Origin of the sequence: Streptomyces sp. NBC_00028 (assembly GCF_045041065.1) — a bacterium.
GTDB lineage: Bacteria > Actinomycetota > Actinomycetes > Streptomycetales > Streptomycetaceae > Streptomyces.
The window spans coordinates 6941915-6960464 of record NZ_CP108293.1 but is presented as its reverse complement, the minus strand read 5'-3'; the positions used below and the strand labels follow the sequence as shown (position 1 = coordinate 6960464).

18 protein-coding genes are annotated in these 18550 nt (G+C 69.9%); 12 read left to right on the top strand and 6 right to left on the bottom strand.

Annotated features, from left to right (window positions below):
* The first annotated feature begins 320 nt into the window (after nucleotides 1–320).
* Together aceE and OG885_RS31260 are read left to right on the top strand one after the other, a co-directional pair.
* Nucleotides 321–3053, top strand: coding sequence for a pyruvate dehydrogenase (acetyl-transferring), homodimeric type (gene aceE / locus OG885_RS31265; protein WP_405737611.1), 2733 nt, complete (start codon nucleotides 321–323; stop codon nucleotides 3051–3053).
* 90 nt (nucleotides 3054–3143) lie between these two features.
* Entirely contained in the window at nucleotides 3144–3881 is a 738-nt protein-coding gene (locus OG885_RS31260; protein ID WP_405737610.1) for a potassium channel family protein, read from the top strand.
* A 210-nt stretch (nucleotides 3882–4091) separates the two neighbouring features.
* On the opposite strand, the gene OG885_RS31255 is transcribed toward OG885_RS31260, so the two are convergent.
* Both OG885_RS31255 and OG885_RS31250 read right to left on the bottom strand, forming a co-directional pair.
* The gene (locus OG885_RS31255; RefSeq protein WP_329339668.1) at nucleotides 4092–4400 is read right to left on the bottom strand and encodes a small hydrophobic protein; all 309 of its coding nucleotides are present in this window, start codon (nucleotides 4398–4400) and stop codon (nucleotides 4092–4094) included.
* A gap of 275 nt (nucleotides 4401–4675) precedes the next feature.
* Nucleotides 4676–6292, bottom strand: coding sequence for an MFS transporter (locus OG885_RS31250; protein ID WP_405737609.1), 1617 nt, complete (start codon nucleotides 6290–6292; stop codon nucleotides 4676–4678).
* Between the two features lie 66 nt (nucleotides 6293–6358).
* Here OG885_RS31250 and OG885_RS31245 point away from each other — a divergent pair, with 66 nt between their 5' ends.
* From OG885_RS31245 to OG885_RS31235, 3 genes are all read left to right on the top strand, one after another.
* Nucleotides 6359–6985, top strand: coding sequence for a TetR family transcriptional regulator (locus tag OG885_RS31245; protein ID WP_405737608.1), 627 nt, complete (start codon nucleotides 6359–6361; stop codon nucleotides 6983–6985).
* Nucleotides 6986–7067: 82 nt separating this feature from the next.
* A complete protein-coding gene (locus OG885_RS31240; protein ID WP_405737607.1) occupies nucleotides 7068–8285 on the top strand; it encodes an alpha/beta hydrolase in 1218 nt (405 codons plus the stop codon).
* A 57-nt stretch (nucleotides 8286–8342) separates the two neighbouring features.
* Nucleotides 8343–9200: a DUF4429 domain-containing protein gene (locus OG885_RS31235; RefSeq protein WP_405742952.1), complete on the top strand. Its 858-nt coding sequence runs from the start codon at nucleotides 8343–8345 to the stop codon at nucleotides 9198–9200.
* A gap of 72 nt (nucleotides 9201–9272) precedes the next feature.
* Here the strand turns inward: OG885_RS31235 and OG885_RS31230 are convergent, their stop codons facing one another.
* Together OG885_RS31230 and OG885_RS31225 are read right to left on the bottom strand one after the other, a co-directional pair.
* Nucleotides 9273–10289 carry an aldo/keto reductase gene (locus tag OG885_RS31230; RefSeq protein ID WP_405737606.1) on the bottom strand — a complete coding sequence of 339 codons (1017 nt, stop codon included), beginning with the start codon at nucleotides 10287–10289 and terminating at the stop codon, nucleotides 9273–9275.
* Nucleotides 10286–10753, bottom strand: coding sequence for a MerR family transcriptional regulator (locus OG885_RS31225; RefSeq protein WP_329339660.1), 468 nt, complete (start codon nucleotides 10751–10753; stop codon nucleotides 10286–10288). The genes OG885_RS31230 and OG885_RS31225 overlap by 4 nt, the downstream gene beginning before the upstream one ends.
* Before the next feature lie 96 nt (nucleotides 10754–10849).
* Between OG885_RS31225 and OG885_RS31220 the strand changes: the two genes are divergently transcribed.
* The gene (locus OG885_RS31220; protein ID WP_405737605.1) at nucleotides 10850–11320 is read left to right on the top strand and encodes a GNAT family N-acetyltransferase; all 471 of its coding nucleotides are present in this window, start codon (nucleotides 10850–10852) and stop codon (nucleotides 11318–11320) included.
* Between the two features lie 18 nt (nucleotides 11321–11338).
* Nucleotides 11339–12163 (top strand): serine hydrolase domain-containing protein, encoded by an 825-nt coding sequence (locus tag OG885_RS31215; protein WP_405737604.1) that lies wholly within the window; start codon nucleotides 11339–11341, stop codon nucleotides 12161–12163.
* On the opposite strand, the gene OG885_RS31210 is transcribed toward OG885_RS31215, so the two are convergent.
* Nucleotides 12160–12810, bottom strand: a complete 651-nt coding sequence (locus OG885_RS31210) for a pirin family protein (protein WP_405742951.1) — start codon at nucleotides 12808–12810, stop codon at nucleotides 12160–12162. The two genes, OG885_RS31215 and OG885_RS31210, sit on opposite strands and share 4 nt — an antisense overlap.
* A gap of 74 nt (nucleotides 12811–12884) precedes the next feature.
* On the opposite strand from OG885_RS31210, the gene fasR reads away from it, so the two are divergent.
* The 5 genes from fasR to fabF all read left to right on the top strand — a co-directional run bounded on the left by fasR (nucleotide 12885) and on the right by fabF (nucleotide 17801).
* Nucleotides 12885–14090, top strand: a complete 1206-nt coding sequence (fasR, locus tag OG885_RS31205; RefSeq protein WP_399955674.1) for a fatty acid biosynthesis transcriptional regulator FasR — start codon at nucleotides 12885–12887, stop codon at nucleotides 14088–14090.
* Nucleotides 14091–14179: 89 nt separating this feature from the next.
* A complete protein-coding gene (locus OG885_RS31200; RefSeq protein WP_399955677.1) occupies nucleotides 14180–15094 on the top strand; it encodes an ACP S-malonyltransferase in 915 nt (304 codons plus the stop codon).
* A gap of 17 nt (nucleotides 15095–15111) precedes the next feature.
* Nucleotides 15112–16113: a ketoacyl-ACP synthase III gene (locus tag OG885_RS31195; RefSeq protein WP_399955680.1), complete on the top strand. Its 1002-nt coding sequence runs from the start codon at nucleotides 15112–15114 to the stop codon at nucleotides 16111–16113.
* Nucleotides 16114–16195: 82 nt separating this feature from the next.
* Entirely contained in the window at nucleotides 16196–16444 is a 249-nt protein-coding gene (locus OG885_RS31190) for an acyl carrier protein (RefSeq protein ID WP_015660680.1), read from the top strand.
* Between the two features lie 85 nt (nucleotides 16445–16529).
* Nucleotides 16530–17801, top strand: coding sequence for a beta-ketoacyl-ACP synthase II (gene fabF / locus OG885_RS31185; protein ID WP_399955683.1), 1272 nt, complete (start codon nucleotides 16530–16532; stop codon nucleotides 17799–17801).
* Between the two features lie 67 nt (nucleotides 17802–17868).
* Here fabF and OG885_RS31180 read toward each other — a convergent pair whose 3' ends face one another.
* Nucleotides 17869–18363, bottom strand: coding sequence for a DUF3145 domain-containing protein (locus tag OG885_RS31180; protein ID WP_405737603.1), 495 nt, complete (start codon nucleotides 18361–18363; stop codon nucleotides 17869–17871).
* Nucleotides 18364–18550 lie beyond the last annotated feature (187 nt).

Here is an 18550-nt window from a genome sequence, read left to right as displayed (position 1 = left end):
AGCCACGCGCGTGCGCGAAGCATTGGCCGTAGTCCACACGGGCGGGACGGATCGCGCAAGTACCCGGCCGTTCAGACCGCCGAAACGGTGACGTTCCTGGCCGTGTCACCGCAACTCCAGGCACGCCATTCCGCCCATAAGTGACCTACACCACACCTTTCTGCCCCCTTTGTGTGGTTGTGAACCAGGAGGACACTCGAGAGTGCAGTCGCAGCAGTTTCGTTACCTCGCGGTAGAGATGACGTTTCGCGCCCCGAGGTACACGATGGGGGGCGGTGCAGACGTACAGAAATACGGCCCTCTGACAGGTAAGGAACAGCGTGGCTTCCGGATCCGATCGCAACCCGATCATCATTGGCGGCCTTCCGAGTCAGGTTCCTGACTTCGATCCCGAGGAAACCCAGGAGTGGCTCGACTCCCTCGACGCCGCCGTCGACGAGCGCGGCCGGGAGCGGGCCCGCTATCTGATGCTGCGGCTGATCGAGCGGGCCCGCGAGAAGCGCGTGGCCGTGCCCGAGATGCGCAGCACGGACTATGTCAACACGATCGCCACCAAGGACGAGCCGTTCTTCCCTGGCAACGAGGAGATCGAGCGGAAGGTCCTGAACGCCACCCGCTGGAACGCCGCGGTCATGGTCTCCCGCGCCCAGCGGCCCGGCATCGGGGTCGGCGGCCACATCGCCACCTTCGCCTCCTCGGCCTCGCTGTACGACGTGGGCTTCAACCACTTCTTCCGCGGCAAGGACGAGGGCGACGGCGGCGACCAGGTCTTCTTCCAGGGCCACGCCTCCCCGGGCATCTACGCCCGCGCGTTCCTCCTCGACCGGCTCAGCGAGCAGAACCTCGACGCGTTCCGCCAGGAGAAGTCGAAGGCGCCGTACGGCCTCTCCAGCTACCCGCACCCGCGGCTCATGCCGGACTTCTGGGAGTTCCCGACCGTGTCGATGGGCCTCGGCCCGATCGGCGCGATCTACCAGGCGCGGATGAACCGCTACATGCACGCGCGCGGGATCGCCGACACCTCTAAGTCGCATGTGTGGGCGTTCCTCGGCGACGGCGAGATGGACGAGCCGGAGTCGCTCGGCCAGCTGACCATCGCCGCCCGTGAGGGCCTCGACAACCTGACCTTCGTCGTCAACTGCAACCTCCAGCGCCTGGACGGCCCGGTGCGCGGCAACGGCAAGGTCATCCAGGAGCTGGAGTCGGTCTTCCGCGGCGCCGGCTGGAACGTCGTCAAGCTGGTCTGGGACCGCTCCTGGGACCCGCTGCTGGCCCAGGACCGCGACGGGGTGCTGGTCAACCGGATGAACACCACGCCGGACGGCCAGTACCAGACGTACGCGACCGAGTCCGGCGCGTACATCCGCGACCACTTCTTCGGTGACGACCACCGGCTGCGGGCGATGGTCGAGAACATGAGCGACGACCAGATCCTGCACCTGGGGCGTGGTGGTCACGACCACAAGAAGATCTTCGCGGCGTTCTCGGCGGCCAAGGCGCACAAGGGCCAGCCGACGGTGATCCTCGCCAAGACGGTCAAGGGCTGGACGCTGGGCCCGAACTTCGAGGGCCGCAACGCGACCCACCAGATGAAGAAGCTGACGGTCGACGACCTCAAGGGCTTCCGCGACCGGCTGCACATCCCGATCACCGACCAGGAGCTGGAGTCCGGCGCCCCGCCGTACTACCACCCGGGCCGGAACTCGGAAGAGATCCAGTACATGCACGACCGCCGCAAGAGCCTCGGCGGTTACGTCCCCACGCGCGTGGTGCGCGCCAAGCCGCTCGCACTGCCGGACGACAAGACGTACGCGACCGTGAAGAAGGGGTCCGGTCAGCAGTCCATCGCCACCACCATGGCGTTTGTACGACTGCTCAAGGACGTCATGCGGGACAAGGAACTCGGCAAACGGTTCGTGCTGATCGCGCCGGACGAGTACCGCACCTTCGGCATGGACTCGTTCTTCCCGAGTGCGAAGATCTACAACCCGCTCGGTCAGCAGTACGAGTCGGTGGACCGCGATCTGCTCCTGGCCTACAAGGAGTCGCCGACCGGTCAGATGCTGCACGACGGCATCTCGGAGGCGGGCTGCACGGCCTCGCTGATCGCGGCGGGTTCGGCGTACGCCACGCACGGCGAGCCGCTCATCCCGGTCTACGTCTTCTACTCGATGTTCGGTTTCCAGCGCACCGGCGACCAGTTCTGGCAGATGGCCGACCAGTTGGCGCGCGGTTTCGTGCTGGGCGCGACCGCGGGACGTACGACGCTGACCGGTGAGGGTCTCCAGCACGCGGACGGCCACTCGCAGCTGCTCGCCTCCACCAACCCGGGCTGTGTCGCGTACGACCCGGCGTACGGGTTCGAGATCGCGCACATCGTGCAGGACGGTCTGCGCCGGATGTACGGTCCGCAGGCCGAGGACGTCTTCTACTACCTCACCGTCTACAACGAGCCGATCCGGCACCCGGCCGAGCCGGAGAACGTCGACGTCGAGGGCATCCTGAAGGGCATCCACCGCTTCAGCGAGGGCACTTCGGGCTCCATCCCGGCGCAGATCATGGCGTCCGGTGTCGCGGTGCCGTGGGCGGTCGAGGCGCAGCAGATCCTCGCCGAGGAGTGGAACGTGCGCGCCGACGTCTGGTCGGCGACCTCCTGGAACGAGCTGCGGCGCGAGGCGGTCGACGTCGAGCGGCACAACCTGCTGCACCCCGAGGAGGAGCAGCGGGTGCCGTACGTGACGCAGAAGCTGTCGGGTGCGCAGGGGCCGTTCGTGGCCGTGTCCGACTGGATGCGGGCGGTGCCGGACCAGATCGCGCGCTGGGTGCCGGGCACGTACCAGTCGCTGGGCGCGGACGGTTTCGGCTTCGCGGACACGCGGGGCGCGGCCCGCCGCTTCTTCCACATCGACGCGCAGTCGATCGTGCTGGGTGTGCTGACCGAGCTGGCGAGGGAGGGCAAGGTCGACCGGTCGGCGCTGAAGCAGGCGATCGACCGCTACCAGCTCCTCGACGTCGCGGCGGCGGACCCGGGCGCGGCGGGCGGCGACGCGTAGCGCTGCCGTTGCGCGTTAACGCACCTGTGCGCTGAAGGGCGGTGGGGCCTCACGGCTCCACCGTTCTTACTGCTTCTTTACGATGCGGTCATGAAGGAACATTCGGCGCAGGACCGTTGGGAACACCTGACCCAGCGGCCTCTGATGGCGCTCGCGGTGCTGTTCGCCGTCGCCTATGCCGTGCCGATCGTCGACGACTCGGCCGGCCATGAGGTGACGGCCCTGTGCACGGGAGTCGAGTGGGTGGTGTGGGCGGCGTTCGCCGTCGACTACGTCGTACGGCTGTCGCTCGCGCGGGACCGGCGGGAGTTCGTACGGCGGCACTGGCTCGACCTGGGGGCGGTGGTGCTGCCGCTGCTCCAGCCGCTGCGGTTGCTGCGGCTCGTCGCCACGCTGCTGCTGGTGCAGCGCAGGGCGCGGATGGCCTCGCAGATCCGGCTGACGACATATGTCGCGGGGGCGGTGGTCGGGCTGCTGATGTTCGGCTCCTTGGCTGTCCTCTCGGTGGAGCGGGACTCGCCGAACGGGAACATCCGGACGCTGGGTGACGCGGTGTGGTGGTCGTTCACGACGATGACGACCGTGGGGTACGGCGACCACGCCCCGACCACCGGCCTGGGCCGTGTGATCGCGGTCGGCCTGATGCTGTCCGGCATCGCCCTGCTCGGTGTCGTCACCGCGAACATCGCCGCGTGGTTCATCGCCCGCTTCGAGAAGGACGACGTGGAGGAACGCCGCCAGACGGAGGCGATCGTGGCGCTGACGGAAGAGGTACGGGCGCTGCGGGCGCAGGTGGCGGAGTTGCAGGGCGTGCGTCTCGACAAGTGAGCCTGCGTTGGGGCGGGTTGCACTCACCCGCGCTTGCGGGGTACCGCCGCGCCCACCCGTGCCGCCCCAGCGGCACGACTGCCCGCAGCTACCGGCGACCGCGCCGGTCCGTCACCACCTGAGGGGGCATGCAGCGGAAGGCGTCCCGCTGGGCACGCGCGGAGCGGGCCCCCGGCTCACCAGGCCAGGGGCCCTCCCTCACTCCCCCGGCTAGAACATGCCGTTCCCCGGGGACGCCGCCCCCGCCAGCCAGACGACTGCCAGGAGCGTGTCTATGGCGCCCAACACGAAAGCGACCAAGGCCGTGACCGGGCGCGAGCGCGACCAGGTGCGGCCCATGGCCAGCCATCCGCAGACGATCGCGACCGGGCCGAGGATGATCCCCAGCACGAAGAAACCCGCGACCGCGCAGATGACTCCGATGATTCCGAGCGTCGCGCGGTCCGGCCCGGTCCGTGACCACGTCCGGCCACGTGAGCGGGGGTGCCTGCGCGTTCCTTGTCCGAAGCCCGCCATCATCAACAACTCCCTGAACCCCTAGGCAAGTTGGGTTCGAGGAGGCGGGTACCCATGGATGACTTTCTAATCCTCCTCCGGACTTGCGGCGCGCCACCCCCCTCCGGCAGCGCGCCGCAACGCCGGTCACCCGTCCCGCACTTGCCTGAGGAACATGCCGTACCGGAGGGCTTCACCTACTGTGACGTGCGGTGCGTGCCGAGGGCGAGGAATCTTTAGCCTCTTCACTCTGATGAGGGAAGTTGCCCTGGATTCCGGTCAGATGACGTCAGAAGACCTCAGATATGGCCTACTCCCGCGCCCGCCTCCGCATTCGCGCCCCGCTTGGTCAGCAGCGCGACGAAGATCGCGACGGCGGCCACCCCGGCGGCGACCAGCGACGCCAGGCTCATGCCGGAGATGAAGGTGTCGTGCGCGACGTCGGTGATCTTCGCGGCGATCGCCTCCGGCGTGCCCTTGGCGATCGGCGGTACGCCCACCTGGACCGCCTCGGAGGCCTGGGCCTGCTGGGCCGGGGTGAGTTCGGGCAGCCCCGCCGCCTTCCAGTTGCCGGCCAGGTCGCTGTCGACCTTGGACGCCATCACGGCACCGAGCACGGCGGTGCCGAGGCTGCCGCCGATCTGCATCGCCGCCTGCTGGAGACCACCGGCCACACCGGACAGCTCCATGGGCGCGTTGCCGACGATGACCTCGGTCGCGCCGACCATGACCGGGGCGAGGCCGAGGCCGAGCAGGCCGAACCAGAGGGACATCACGCCGCTGCCGGTGTCGGTCTCCAGGGTCGACATGCCGTACATCGCGATCGCGGTGGCCGCCATGCCGCCGGCCAGCGGGACGCGCGGGCCGAGCTTGGTGATCAGCACGCCCGCGAGCGGGGAGCCGACGATCATCATGCCGGTGAGCGGCAGGAGGTGCAGGCCCGCGTCGATCGGGCTCATGCCGTGGACGTTCTGGAGGTAGAACGTCACGAAGAACAGGCCGCCCATGAAGGCGATGGCCATCAGGACCATCAGCACCACGCCCGCCGACAGGGCGACCGAGCGGAAGAGGCCCAGCGGGATCAGGGGCTCGCCGACCTTGGTCTCCCAGAAGGCGAAGAGCGCGAAGCCCAGCACCGACGCGGCGATGAACGCCCACGTCTTGCCGTCGCCCCAGCCCCACGCCGGAGCCTTGATGAGGGCCCAGACCAGGCAGAACATCGCGCCCGACAGCAGGCCGATGCCCAGCAGGTCGAAGGAGCGCGGGGCGTTCTCGGCCCGGTGGTCGAGCAGGATCAGCACGCCGAGCACGAGGGCGAGGATGCCGACCGGGACGTTGATGAAGAACACCGACTGCCAGTTGACGTGCTCGACGAGCACACCGCCGAGGATCGGGCCGCCCGCGGTGGAGGCACCGATGACCATGCCCCAGATACCGATGGCCATGTTGAGCTTCTCGGCCGGGAAGGTGGCGCGCAGCAGACCCAGCGCGGCCGGCATCAGCAGCGCGCCGAACAGGCCCTGGAGGACGCGGAAGGTAACGACCGCGGCGATGCTGCTGGAGAGCCCGATCGCACCGGACGCGGCGGCGAAGCCGACGACCCCGATCAGGAAGGTCTGCCGGTGGCCGAAGCGGTCACCGAGCTTGCCCGCGGTGATCAGGGAGACCGCGAGTGCGAGGAAGTACCCGTTGGTGATCCACTGGACCTGCGCGAAGGTGGCGCCGAGGTCCTTCTGGATGGCCGGGTTGGCGATGGCGACGATGGTGCCGTCGAGGGCGACCATCATGACGCCGACCGCCACGGTTATGAGCGTGAACCAGGGGTGGCCGCGCAGCCCCGAGGCCGGTGACGCGGACGGGGCGGACGTCGCGTCGTCCCCCGGCCCCGTCTTGTCGAGCGTGGTCTGACTAGTCATGCTCCGAGGCTAGTGACAGCCACTGACAATTGACAAAGCAATTCACAAGTCGGTAACTGACACAGCATGGAAAACCTGCGCGAACGCAAGAAGCAGCGCACTCGTGAGGCCCTGCTGCGGGCCGCCCTCGAACTGTTCACCACGCGCGGGTACGAGCAAACGACCGTGGACGACATCGTCGGCGCCGTCGATGTCTCCCAGCGCACCTTCTTCCGGTACTTCGCCAACAAGGAGGAGGCCGCCCTCGCCGTGGTGGAGCTGGCGGTGGCGCACTTCGTCGAGGCGGTGCGCGACCGGCCGCCGCACGAGGCGCCGATGGAGGCCCTGCGGCAGGCGGTCGTGGAGGGCTGGGACTCGCTCAACGACACCATCGAGTCCGTCGTACCGGTGGAGCTCTACCTGCGGATGTACCAGGTCGTCGAGTCGACGCCCGTGCTGCTCGCGGCCCATCTGCGGCGGTCCATGGAGGTCGAGGAGACGCTCGCGCGGGTGATCGCCGAGCGCGAGGGGCTCGATGTGGACGCGGACCTCAGACCACGGCTCGTGGTGGCCGTCTTCAGCGGGGTGATGCGGGTGACCGAGCGCCGGTGGAGCACGGGCGCCGACTTCGGCCTGGACGCGATGCGGGCCCTGACGGCGTCGTATCTCGAACAAGTGGGCCCGGCACTCACAGGCGACTGGCGAACCCACTGAGGTCATCGTCACCCCGGCCGAAACGTGATCCCCGTCACTCGGTTAACGCGAGACCCTCTTGTTCTCCTAGTGTGTCCTTTCAGTGACTTCCTTCGACACCTCTCCCCAACTCAACGTCTGGCGCGCACTGCTCGCGCTGGCCGTGGTGTTCGTCATGCTGGCGACCACCGGCTGGACCGCGCTCAAGGGCCACCGGGCCACCACCCCGCTCCAGGCCTCGCTCAGCGCCTGGGAGCACGGCCGGATAGCGGGACACGACCTCCCCGACGCGGACGCCTCCCCCGTCCGGCTCGCCGCGTTCTTCACCTCGCTCACCGCTCCCCAGCGCGCGACGCTCGCCCGCCGCTACTCACTCGCGGTCGGCAACATGAACGGCGCCCCCGTCGAGCTGCGCTACCGCGCCAACCGGATCGCGCTGGACAAGGCCCGCAAGACCGAGCGCAAACGCATGCACGACCCCCGCCTCTCGCCCGACGGGCAGCAGGAAGCGGGCCGTCGTATGCACCGCTACGAGGCGTTGATGAGCGGCAAGCGGCACATCCTCGCCTTCGACCCGGAGGGCTCTGGCCGGGTCGCCGAGGTCTTCGGCAGCCTCAGCAAGGCGGAGCGGATCTCGGTCGTCGTCCCCGGCGTCGACACCGACCTGCTCACCTTCCAGCGCACCTACCGCAAGTACTCGGCCCCGGTCGGCATGGCCAAGTCCCTGTACGCGGCCGAGAAGGCGGCGAGCCCCTCGACCCGTACGGCCGTGATCGCCTGGGCCGACTACACCGCGCCCGGCGGACTCGGTCTCGACTCGGCCACCGGCGTCCGCGCGGCGGAGGGCGCGATCCGGCTGAACGCGCTGGTGCGGGCGCTGCCCGGCAGCGCGCCCGTCTCCCTGTTCTGCCACAGCTACGGCTCGGTGGTCTGCGGGGTCGCCGCACGTGAACTGCCCGGCCGGGTCGCTGACATAGCGGTGGCCGGCAGTCCCGGGATGCGGGTCGAGAAGGCCTCCCATCTGCACACCTCGGCGCAGGTGTGGGCGATGCGGGACGCGGACGACTGGATCCAGGACGTGCCGTACCTGGAACTCGGCGGGCTCGGGCACGGCGCCGACCCGGTGTCCTCCGCGTTCGGGGCCCGGGTGCTGTCGGCGGCGGACGCGAAGGGGCACAGCGGCTATTTCGAGCCGGGTACCGAGAGCCTGCTGAACTTCGCCGACATCGGGGTCGGCGCATACCGGTCGGTCCACTGTGCCGACGCGGACAAGGCGTGCCGGGCGGGTTTGTCCGGCACCACGACGGACGGACGCGCGTAGAGGCGCAGGAATTGCGGTCTGCGCAGGGAGGCGACGGAGGAGCTCGTGCCGCATACGATGAGCCGCATGGGTGACGTACTGGCCGGATTTCATGCCGCCTGGGAGTTCGAGTCCGACTCTGTGCGCATCCGCTACGAACGAGGTATTCGAACACCCAAGCTCTTCCAGTCCCTGGGTGAGCGCCGGATTCCGCTGCGGGCCCTGTCCGGGGTGACCCTGACTCCCGGCAAACGCGGCACGGTCGTCCTGCGCGCCGAGCCCCGCCCCGGCGCCGACCCCCTGATGGAGGCGGCGGCCGGGCAGCTGAAGGAAGGCTGCGACCCGTACCGGCTGGTGCTGCCGGCCGAGCGTGCCGTACTCGCCGAGTACTACGCCGACGAGCTGCGGTCGTCGCTGCCGGCGGACGACGGACCCGCGGATCGTTTTCTGGTGCCGGCTCCCGAGGTGCCGTTGTCCTTCAAGGCGTACGACGGGAAGGCGTCCTTCGACGGGAAGACCGTGTTCTTCCGGTGGTTCTGGACGGGGGCGTCGTCGGCGAAGTGGAAGGCGGGCGACCAGAGTTTCGCCGTTTCCGAGCTGAGCGGGGTGGAGTGGCGCTCACCGGAGGTGTTCGAGGGGCATCTGCGGTTGCTGCGCGGGGACGTGGCGTCGCCTGCGCAGGCTGACCAGGATCCGGCGACGGTGGTGTTCGGGCTGGGGTACGGGCCGGTGCACGAGTCGTTGCCGTTCGCTGCGGCGGTGTTGGCGGCGGTACGGGAACGCGGGGCTGTGGCGGCGGTGCCGGCGGCCGCGCCGAGGCGCGATCCCGCCGACATCGCTGAACGGATTCGCCATCTGGGAGAGCTGCATCAGGCTGGGCTGGTCACTGATGAGGAGTTCTCTATGAAGAAGGCGGAGTTGTTGGCTGAGTTGTGAGGTTGTGGGGCGCTGCGGGCCGGTGGGGGTTGATCGCGCAGTTCCCCGCGCCCCTGAAAGACAAAAGCCTCTTTACTCACGTCCTGCCGAAGTGAACGTCATGTCTGCGTAGCGGTCGCCTGCGACCTTCTGGGCGATCGGCTCCAGCAGCGTCAGTTCCTCCGCCGTCAGTTCAACGGTCACCGCCCCTACGTTCTCCTCCACCCTGCTTGCCTTCCTCGTGCCCGGGATCGGGATCACCGGCAGGCCATGCACCCGTGCCTGCTGCTGGACCCAGGCCAGCGCGACCTGGCCCAAGGACGCCCCGTGTGCTTCGGCAACCGTGCGGATCGGGTCGAGGAGGGCTACGTTCGCCGCCGCGTTCTCGCCTGTGAAGCGGGGCTGTTGGCGGCGGAAGTCGCCTGCGGTGAGGTCCTTGTCGGCGTTGGCGAAGGAGCCGGTGAGGAAGCCGCGGCCGAGCGGGGAGTAGGGGACCAGGGTGACGCCGAGGTCGCGGGCGGTCGGGACCACGCCGGACTCGATGTCGCGGCTGAACAGGGACCACTCCGACTGGACGGCGGCGATGGGGTGGACGCCCTGCGCCGCCCGCAGTTCGGTGCCGGTGACCTCGCTGAGGCCCAGGTGCTTGACCTTGCCCTCGCGGACCAGCTCGGCCATGACGCCGACGGTCTCCTCGATGGGGACGTTCACATCGCGCCGGTGCATGTAGTAGAGGTCGATGACGTCGACGTCGAGGCGCTTGAGGCTGGCCTCGACGGCCTGGCGGATGTAGGGCGGGTCGTTGCGGATGATGCGCCGGGTCGGGTCGTCCGGCGGGACGGCCAGGGCGAACTTGGTGGCGATCACGACCTCGTCGCGGTGGGCCTTGAAGAACGGGGAGAGGAACCTCTCGTTCTCCCCGGCGCCGTACGCGTCCGCGGTGTCGTAGAGCGTGACGCCCAGTTCCAGGGCGCGTTCCAGGGTGGCCCGCGACTCGCCCGCGTCCGCGGGGCCGTAGGCGAAGCTCATGCCCATGCAGCCGAGGCCCTGCACTCCCACCTCGGGGCCGTCGGCACCCAGTCGTGCGGTGGGGATCGTGCTGTCGGTCATCCCGCTTTCTCCGTTTCGTAGGCGTGACCGGCGTCGGCATAGAAGCTGATCTTCCGGTCGAGAACGGCGAGGGTGTCCTGGAGTTCCGCGATCCGGGACAGGACGTCCTGCCGGGTCGTCTCCAGGAGCTCGAACCGTTCGGTGAAAGTGTGGTCGCCCTCGCGCACCAGTTCCGCGTACCGCACCATCGCGGCGACCGGCATGCCGGTGAGCCTGAGCTTGCCGACGAGGTCGAGCCAGTCCAGGTCGCGGTTGCTGTACCGGCGCTGGCCGGTGTGCGAGCGGTCGATGTGCGGCATCAGGCCGATGCGCTCGTACCAGCGCAGGGTGTGCGCGGACAGGCCGGTAAAGGCGACGACCTCGCTGATCGTGTAGCTGTCCTGGCCCTCGGGCCGCCGGTGTGGGTGCGGCGGGGCGGCACAGCTGTCGGTCCTGGTACCCGGGGTGGTCTCCATCACCGTCATGACCCCAACGCTAAAACCTTGGAGTGCACTCCAAGCAAGCGGAACAGGTAAGAATTCGCAGGACGCCGGCCGGGCACGGTCACTAGCGTGCGGGTCATGACTCTCGTACGACGTGCCGTGCCCGAGGACGCCGGGGAAGTGCTGCGCCTTCGCCAGGTGATGATCGACTCGATGGCGGACGCCGATCCGTCCACAGCGTGGCACACCGAGTCGCTCCCGGTGCTGAAGGGACGGCTCGCGGAGGCGGACGGGGACTTCGCCGCGTTCGTGGTCGATCACCCGGAGCGGGCGGGCGCGTTGACCGCGCTGGTGTGCGGGACGGTGGAGTACCGGATCGGCAAGGCGGGCAACCCGCTGGGCGTCACCGGTTTCGTCTTCAGCGTCGCCACCGACCCGGAGGCCAGGCGGCGCGGATACGCGCGTGCGGGCATGACCGCGCTGCTGGAGTGGTTCCGCGAGCGCGGGGTCCGGCGCGTCCAGCTCACCGCGTCCGCCGAGGCCAGGGCGCTGTACGACGCTCTCGGGTTCCTGCCGAAGCCCGACCCCTTGCTGGAGCTGAAGCTCTGAGAGCTTAGGCTCGGCGGCATGTCGTTGAAGAGCCTCGCGCTGATCGAGAACTGGCCGGTTCCCACCGCTGCGGCGGGGGTGGTGCGGGCCGACGGTACGGTGCTCGGTGTGCAGGGGCCGGCCGGCCGGCGCTTCCCCCTGGCCTCGGTCACCAAGCCGCTCGCGGCGTACGCGGCGCTCGTCGCGTACGAGGAGGGGGCGATCGAGCTCGACGAGGCGGCGGGACCCGCCGGGTCGACGGTCCGGCATCTGCTCGCCCACACCTCCGGGCTGGCCTTCGACGAGCACAAGGTGATGGCGCCGCCCGGGGAGCGGCGGCTGTACTCCAACGCCGGGTTCGAGCAGCTCGGCGACCACATCGCCAAGGCGACGGACATCCCCTTCGCCGAGTATCTGCGCCAGGCAGTGCTGGAGCCGCTGGGGATGACGGGGACGAGCCTGGAGGGCTCTCCGGCGAAGGACGGGGTGTCGACCGTCGAGGATCTCCTCCGGTTCGCGGCCGAGGTGCAGGCGCCCCGGCTGCTCGACCCGCGCACGGTCGCCGACGCCATGACCGTCCAGTACCCGGGCACCAAGGGTGTCCTGCCGGGCTACGGCCACCAGAACCCCAACGACTGGGGCCTCGGCTTCGAGATCCGCGACTCCAAGTCCCCGCACTGGACGGGCTCTTCGTCCTCGCCGCGCACCTTCGGGCACTTCGGGCAGTCCGGTACGTTCCTCTGGATCGACCCGGCCGCGGGGGCCGCCTGTGTGGCCCTGACGGACCGGGCGTTCGGGCCGTGGGCGGTCGAGGCGTGGCCGCCCTTCACGGACGCGGTGCTCGCCGAGATCAGTGGCCGCTAGGCCATCTCCCACAGCAGCAGTTCGGCCCGCGTCACCGCCACCGCGTCCAACCCCTCGGCGTCGGTGATCCGGGCCGCGTCGCCGGGGCCCAACTCCTCGCTGTCCAGCCGTACTTCACCGCGCACGACATGGACGTAGACGTACGGGGCGTCGGGCACCGCCGTGCGCTCCCCCGGCCCCAGCCGCCGTACGTGGAGCATCGCGGCCGCCTCCGGGACGGCGTACGGGGTGGAGTCGGCGATGCCGCGGACGATCTCGTACGAGGGGTCGCCGCCGGGGTCGCGGGGGGCCAGCCACATCTGGAGGAAGGCCAGCGGCTCCACGCCGTCGTTGCGCTCGACGTGCCGGACGCCGCCCGCGGAGCTCAGGCGTTGGACGTCGCCGGGGCGGACCTTCGTCTCATGGCCCGCGCTGTCGCGGTGCGTCAGCTCGCCCTCCATCACCCAGGTCACGATCTCGGTGTGGCTGTGCGGGTGCTCGTCGAAGCCGGCTCCGGGGGCGAGACGCTCCTCGTTGCAGGCGATCACCGCGCCGAAGCGGAGGTTGTCGGGGTCGTAGTGGGAGCCGAAGGAGAAGGCGTGACGGGAGTCGATTCCGGCCGCCCGGTCGCCCCCTGGGTAGCGCTCGTCGGCGCGTCGCACGTCCATCACGGACCCCACCGTAGACCCCGTCCCGGACCCCGCCAGCGCATGCTCCCGTCCGGATAAGGCAGTCTTGTCCCGTGCCCGAACCCGAAACCGGCAACACCGCAGCCGCCGCAGCCGCCGCCCACTCGCACTCCGCGACCCTGAAGAGGCTGGAGAGGTCGTCCGGGTCGCTCGCCGCGCAGGCCATCGCGCGGATGGACGAGACGCTGCCGTGGTACCGGGCCATGCCCCCGGAGAACCGTTCCTGGATCGGTCTCGTCGCCCAGGCCGGTATCGCGGCCTTCACCGAGTGGTTCCGGTATCCCGACGCCCCGCAGGCCATCTCCACCGATGTCTTCGGGACCGCTCCGCGCGAGCTGACCCGGGCGATCACCCTGCGGCAGACCGTCGAGATGGTGCGCACCACCATCGAGGTCATGGAGTCCGCCATCGACGAGGTGGCCGCTCCCGGCGACGAGGGCATTCTGCGGGAGGCCCTCCTCGTCTACGCCCGGGAGATCGCCTTCGCCACGGCCCAGGTGTACGCGCAGGCCGCGGAGGCACGGGGTGCCTGGGACGCGCGTCTGGAGTCGCTGGTCGTCAACGCCGTGCTCAGCGGCGAGGCCGACGAGGGGGCGGTCAGCCGCGCCGCAGCGCTCGGCTGGAACGCTCCCGAACATGTGTGTGTCGTCCTCGGCACCGCTCCCGACGGGGACTCCGAGCTGACCGTCGAGGCGATCCGGCGGGCCGCCCGGCATGCCAAGCTCCAGGTGCTCACCGGTGTCCTCGGGGACCGGCTCGTCGTCATCGCGGGCGGCAGCGACAATCCGATCGCCGTCGCCAAGTCGCTGATCGGGCCCTATGCGGCGGGGCCGGTGGTCGCCGGGCCCGTCGTGCCCGACCTGCTGGCCGCGACCCGGTCCGCGCAGGCCGCCGCGGCCGGGTTGAAGGCCTGTTCCGCCTGGCAGGACGCCCCGCGCCCGGTCCTCGCGGACGATCTCCTCCCGGAGCGCGCGATGGCCGGTGACCCCAGCGCCCGCGAGCAACTGGTGGAGGAGATCTACAGACCGCTGGAGGAGGCCGGATCGGCGCTTCTGGAGACGCTCTCCGTCTATCTCGAACAGGCGAGCAGTCTCGAAGGCGCGGCCCGAATGCTCTTCGTCCATCCCAACACCGTGCGCTACCGGCTTCGACGTGTGACTGACGTCACCGGCTGGTCGCCTTCGGACGTACGTTCCGCGTTCACGCTGCGGATCGCGCTGATCCTGGGGCGTCTGGCCGACGGGGATCTCCCGCTCTAGCCTTTTGTCGGGGGTCCACAAAACCCCCTCGTGTTCTTCGTCCCTGTCCCCACGGGCGGCTATGGCCGTCCACAAGAGAGAGTGTGAGAGTGCTCGTACTCGTCGCTCCCGGCCAGGGCGCCCAGACGCCCGGCTTCCTGACTCCCTGGCTCGAACTCCCCGGTGCCGCCGACCGCGTCGCCGCGTGGTCGGACGCCATCGGCCTGGACCTCGCCCACTACGGCACACAGGCCGACGCGGACGCCATCCGGGACACGGCTGTCGCCCAGCCGCTCCTGGTCGCGGCCGGGATCCTGTCCGCCTCGGCACTCGGTGCCGTCGCCCCGGGCGCGGTCGCGGGCCACTCCGTCGGTGAGTTCACCGCCGCCGCCCTCGCCGGTGTCCTCGACGACACCGCCGCGCTGACCCTCGTACGCAAGCGTGGGCTCGCCATGGCCGAGGCCGCCGCGGTCACCGAGACCGGTATGTCGGCGCTGCTCGGCGGCGACCCGGAGACCTCCGTCGCGCACCTGGAGAAGCTCGGCCTGACCCCGGCGAACGTGAACGGCGCGGGCCAGATCGTGGCCGCCGGCACGCTGGAGCAGCTCGCCGCGCTGAACGAGGACAAGCCCGAGGGCGTCCGCAAGGTCATCGCCCTGAAGGTGGCCGGCGCCTTCCACACGCACCACATGGCGCCCGCGGTCGACGCACTGGCGAAGGCCGCCGAGGCCGTCACGCCCGCCGACCCGACGCTCCCTTACGTCTCCAACAAGGACGGGCGGACCGTCGCCACCGGCACCGAGGTGCTGGCACGGCTGGTCGGCCAGGTCGCCAACCCGGTCCGCTGGGACCTGTGCATGGAGACCTTCAAGGAGCTCGGCGCGACCGCGATCATCGAGGTCTCCCCCGGCGGCACGCTGGTCGGCCTCGCCAAGCGCGCGCTGCCCGGCGTCAAGACGCTGGCCCTCAAGACCCCCGACGACCTCGACGCCGCTCGCGAGCTCATCGCCGAGCAGAGCGCCTGAAAAGGAGCCAACGAGCAATGTCGAAGATCAAGCCCAGCAAGGGCGCCCCGTACGCGCGGATCATGGGCGTGGGCGGCTACCGTCCGACCCGGGTCGTGCCCAACGAGGTGATCCTCGAGACGATCGACTCGTCCGACGAGTGGATCCGTTCGCGCTCCGGCATCGAGACCCGGCACTGGGCGAACGACGAGGAGACCGTCGCCGCCATGTCGATCGAGGCGTCCGGCAAGGCCATCGCCGACGCCGGGATCTCCGCCGAGCAGATCGGCGGCGTGATCGTCTCGACCGTGTCGCACTTCAAGCAGACCCCGGCCGTGGCGACGGAGATCGCCGACAAGCTGGGCACGCGGAAGGCCGCCGCGTTCGACATCTCCGCGGGCTGCGCCGGTTTCGGCTACGGCCTCACCCTCGCCAAGGGCATGATCGTCGAGGGTTCGGCGGAGTACGTCCTGGTCATCGGCGTGGAGCGGCTGTCCGACCTGACCGACCTGGAGGACCGCGCGACGGCCTTCCTGTTCGGTGACGGGGCGGGCGCGGTCGTGGTGGGTCCCGCGAAGGAGCCGGCCATCGGCCCGACCGTCTGGGGCTCCGAGGGCGACAAGTCCGAGACGATCAAGCAGACCGTGCCGTGGACCGACTACCGCGAGGGCTCGGTCGCCAAGTTCCCTGCGATCACGCAGGAGGGCCAGGCGGTGTTCCGCTGGGCCGTGTTCGAGATGGCGAAGGTCGCCCAGCAGGCGCTGGACGCGGCCGGAATCAGCCCGGACGACCTGGACGTCTTCATTCCGCACCAGGCCAACGAGCGGATCATCGACTCGATGGTGAAGACTCTCAAGCTGCCGGAGCATGTCACGGTCGCCCGCGACGTGCGCACCACCGGCAACACCTCGGCCGCCTCGATCCCGCTCGCGATGGAGCGGCTCCTGGCGACCGGCGAGGCGAAGAGCGGCGACACCGCGCTCGTCATCGGCTTCGGGGCGGGTCTCGTCTACGCCGCCACTGTCGTTACCCTCCCCTAGGCACTCCGTGCCGGATCACCTGGTCCGGTGCGGGAAGCACCACCTGCCACACCCTCTGGATCAAGAAGAAGGAGCGCCTCACATGGCCGCCACTCAGGAAGAGATCGTCGCCGGTCTCGCCGACATCGTGAACGAGATCGCCGGCATCCCGGTCGAGGACGTCCAGCTGGACAAGTCCTTCACCGACGACCTGGACGTCGACTCGCTGTCCATGGTCGAGGTCGTCGTCGCCGCCGAAGAGCGCTTCGACGTCAAGATCCCGGACGAGGACGTCAAGAACCTCAAGACGGTCGGCGACGCGACCGACTACATCCTCAAGCACCAGGCCTGAGCCACCGCTTAGGCCCGGCTGCGCAGGCCCCGCCACCCGGCGGTGGCGCCGCTGAATCCTCGTGATACTTGGAGAAAGATTTCCCGTGAGCCCGACCAATCGCACCGTGGTCGTCACCGGTATCGGCGCAACCACACCGCTGGGTGGCGACGCAGCCTCTACCTGGGAGGGTCTGATCGCCGGCAAGTCCGGTGTGAAGCCCCTGGAGCAGGAGTGGGCGGCCGACCAGGCCGTTCGTATCGCGGCGCCCGTCGCCGTGGAGCCGACCGAGGTCATCCCCCGGCCGCAGGCCCGCCGCCTGGACCGCTCGGCGCAGTTCGCGCTGGTCGCGGCCAAGGAGGCGTGGGCGGACGCCGGGTTCGAGGCCAAGGCCGGTGAGGACCGCAGCGTCGACCCCGACCGTCTCGGCGCGGTCATCGCCTCCGGCATCGGTGGCGTCACGACGCTGCTCGACCAGTACGACGTGCTGAAGGAGAAGGGCGTCCGCCGCGTCTCCCCGCACACCGTCCCCATGCTCATGCCGAACGGCCCGTCCGCCAACGTGGGTCTCCTCGTGGGCGCGCGTGCCGGTGTGCACACCCCGGTGTCCGCCTGCGCGTCGGGCGCCGAGGCCATCGGCTACGCCATCGAGATGATCCGCACCGGCCGCGCCGACGTCGTCGTCGCGGGTGGCACGGAGGCAGCGATCCACCCGCTGCCCATCGCCGCGTTCGGCAACATGATGGCGATGTCCAAGAACAACGACGACCCGCAGGGCGCCTCGCGTCCCTACGACACCGCGCGCGACGGCTTCGTCCTCGGCGAGGGCGCCGGCGTCATCGTCCTGGAGTCCGCGGAGCACGCCGCCAAGCGCGGTGCCCGCGTGTACGCCGAGGCCGTGGGCCAGGGCATCTCCGCCGACGGCCACGACATCGTGCAGCCCGAGCCGGAGGGGCGGGGCATCGCCCACGCCCTGCAGAACCTGCTCGACAACACCGACCTGAACCCGGCGGAGATCGTGCACGTCAACGCGCACGCGACCTCGACGCCGGCCGGTGACGTGGCCGAACTGAAGGCGCTGCGCAAGGTGTTCGGCGACGACACCGACCACTTCGCGGTGTCCGCCACGAAGTCCATGACGGGCCATCTGCTGGGTGGCGCCGGTGGTGTCGAGTCCGTCGCGGCGATCCTCGCCCTGTACCACCGTCTCGCCCCGCCGACCATCAACGTCGAGAACCTCGACCCGGAGGCGGAGGCCAACGCCGACGTCGTCCGCGGTGAGGCGCGCAAGCTGCCCGTGGAGGGCCGTATCGCCGCGCTGAACGACTCGTTCGGCTTCGGCGGGCACAACGTGGTGCTGGCGTTCCGGACGGTGTGAGAAACGTTCGTACGTAACTGAAGGGCCCCCACCGGTCGATGGGGGCCCTTCAGCATGTCCGCGATTCCTAGACCACCTGGTGCAGCCAGCGCACCGGTGCTCCCTCGCCCGCGTACCTGAACGGCTCCAGCTCGTCGTCCCAGGGCTTGCCGAGGAGTTTGGCGATCTCGGCCTCCAGGTCCGTCTCGCCCTGCTGGGAGCGGCTCAGGGCGGCGCGCAGACGGTCCTCGGGGATGAGGATGTCGCCGTGGATGCCGGTGACGGCGTGGAAGATGCCGAGGTCGGGGGTGCAGCTGTAGCGCTCGCCCTCCGCGGTGGGGCAGGGCTCGGCGGTCACCTCGAAGCGGAGCAGGTGCCAGCCTCTGAGGGCCGACGCGAGCTTGGAGGCGGTGCCGACCTGGCCCTGCCAGGAGAACTCCGAGCGCCAGGTGCCGGGGGCCGCGGGCTGCCGGATCCAGTCGAGGTTGACGCGCGTGCCGAGCACTCCGGCGACGGCCCACTCGACGTGCGGGCACAGCGCGCGCGGAGCGGAGTGCACGTACAGAACTCCACGTGTCGTCACCGGGACCTCCGGGCAGAGCGGGACCATTGTGCGGACGAGATGAGTGGCGGTGGCGGCAGCCACGTTGATGGCGAGGCTACCGTGCGGCGGCGCAAGGAGTGTGACGTACCGTCGGTCCCGATGCCGTGAAACGCCCGCCATTCACCCGGCAGGACGCTAGAAGGGGGCCGCGGCGTTGCGCGGGCGC

Bases quoted from the DNA above. Each gene is read 5' to 3' on its own strand.
- OG885_RS31210 (WP_405742951.1), bottom strand. From the start codon at position 12,810: ATGGACGTGCGACGCGCCGACGAGCGCTACCCAGGGGGCGACCGGGCG.
- OG885_RS31225 (WP_329339660.1), bottom strand. From the start codon at position 10,753: ATGACGGTGATGGAGACCACCCCGGGTACCAGGACCGACAGCTGTGCC.
- OG885_RS31195 (WP_399955680.1), top strand. From the start codon at position 15,112: ATGTCGAAGATCAAGCCCAGCAAGGGCGCCCCGTACGCGCGGATCATG.
- OG885_RS31235 (WP_405742952.1), top strand. From the start codon at position 8,343: ATGAGCCGCATGGGTGACGTACTGGCCGGATTTCATGCCGCCTGGGAG.
- OG885_RS31230 (WP_405737606.1), bottom strand. From the start codon at position 10,289: ATGACCGACAGCACGATCCCCACCGCACGACTGGGTGCCGACGGCCCC.
- OG885_RS31250 (WP_405737609.1), bottom strand. From the start codon at position 6,292: ATGACTAGTCAGACCACGCTCGACAAGACGGGGCCGGGGGACGACGCG.
- OG885_RS31215 (WP_405737604.1), top strand. From the start codon at position 11,339: ATGTCGTTGAAGAGCCTCGCGCTGATCGAGAACTGGCCGGTTCCCACC.
- OG885_RS31260 (WP_405737610.1), top strand. From the start codon at position 3,144: ATGAAGGAACATTCGGCGCAGGACCGTTGGGAACACCTGACCCAGCGG.
- OG885_RS31255 (WP_329339668.1), bottom strand. From the start codon at position 4,400: ATGATGGCGGGCTTCGGACAAGGAACGCGCAGGCACCCCCGCTCACGT.
- OG885_RS31245 (WP_405737608.1), top strand. From the start codon at position 6,359: ATGGAAAACCTGCGCGAACGCAAGAAGCAGCGCACTCGTGAGGCCCTG.
- OG885_RS31190 (WP_015660680.1), top strand. From the start codon at position 16,196: ATGGCCGCCACTCAGGAAGAGATCGTCGCCGGTCTCGCCGACATCGTG.
- OG885_RS31220 (WP_405737605.1), top strand. From the start codon at position 10,850: ATGACTCTCGTACGACGTGCCGTGCCCGAGGACGCCGGGGAAGTGCTG.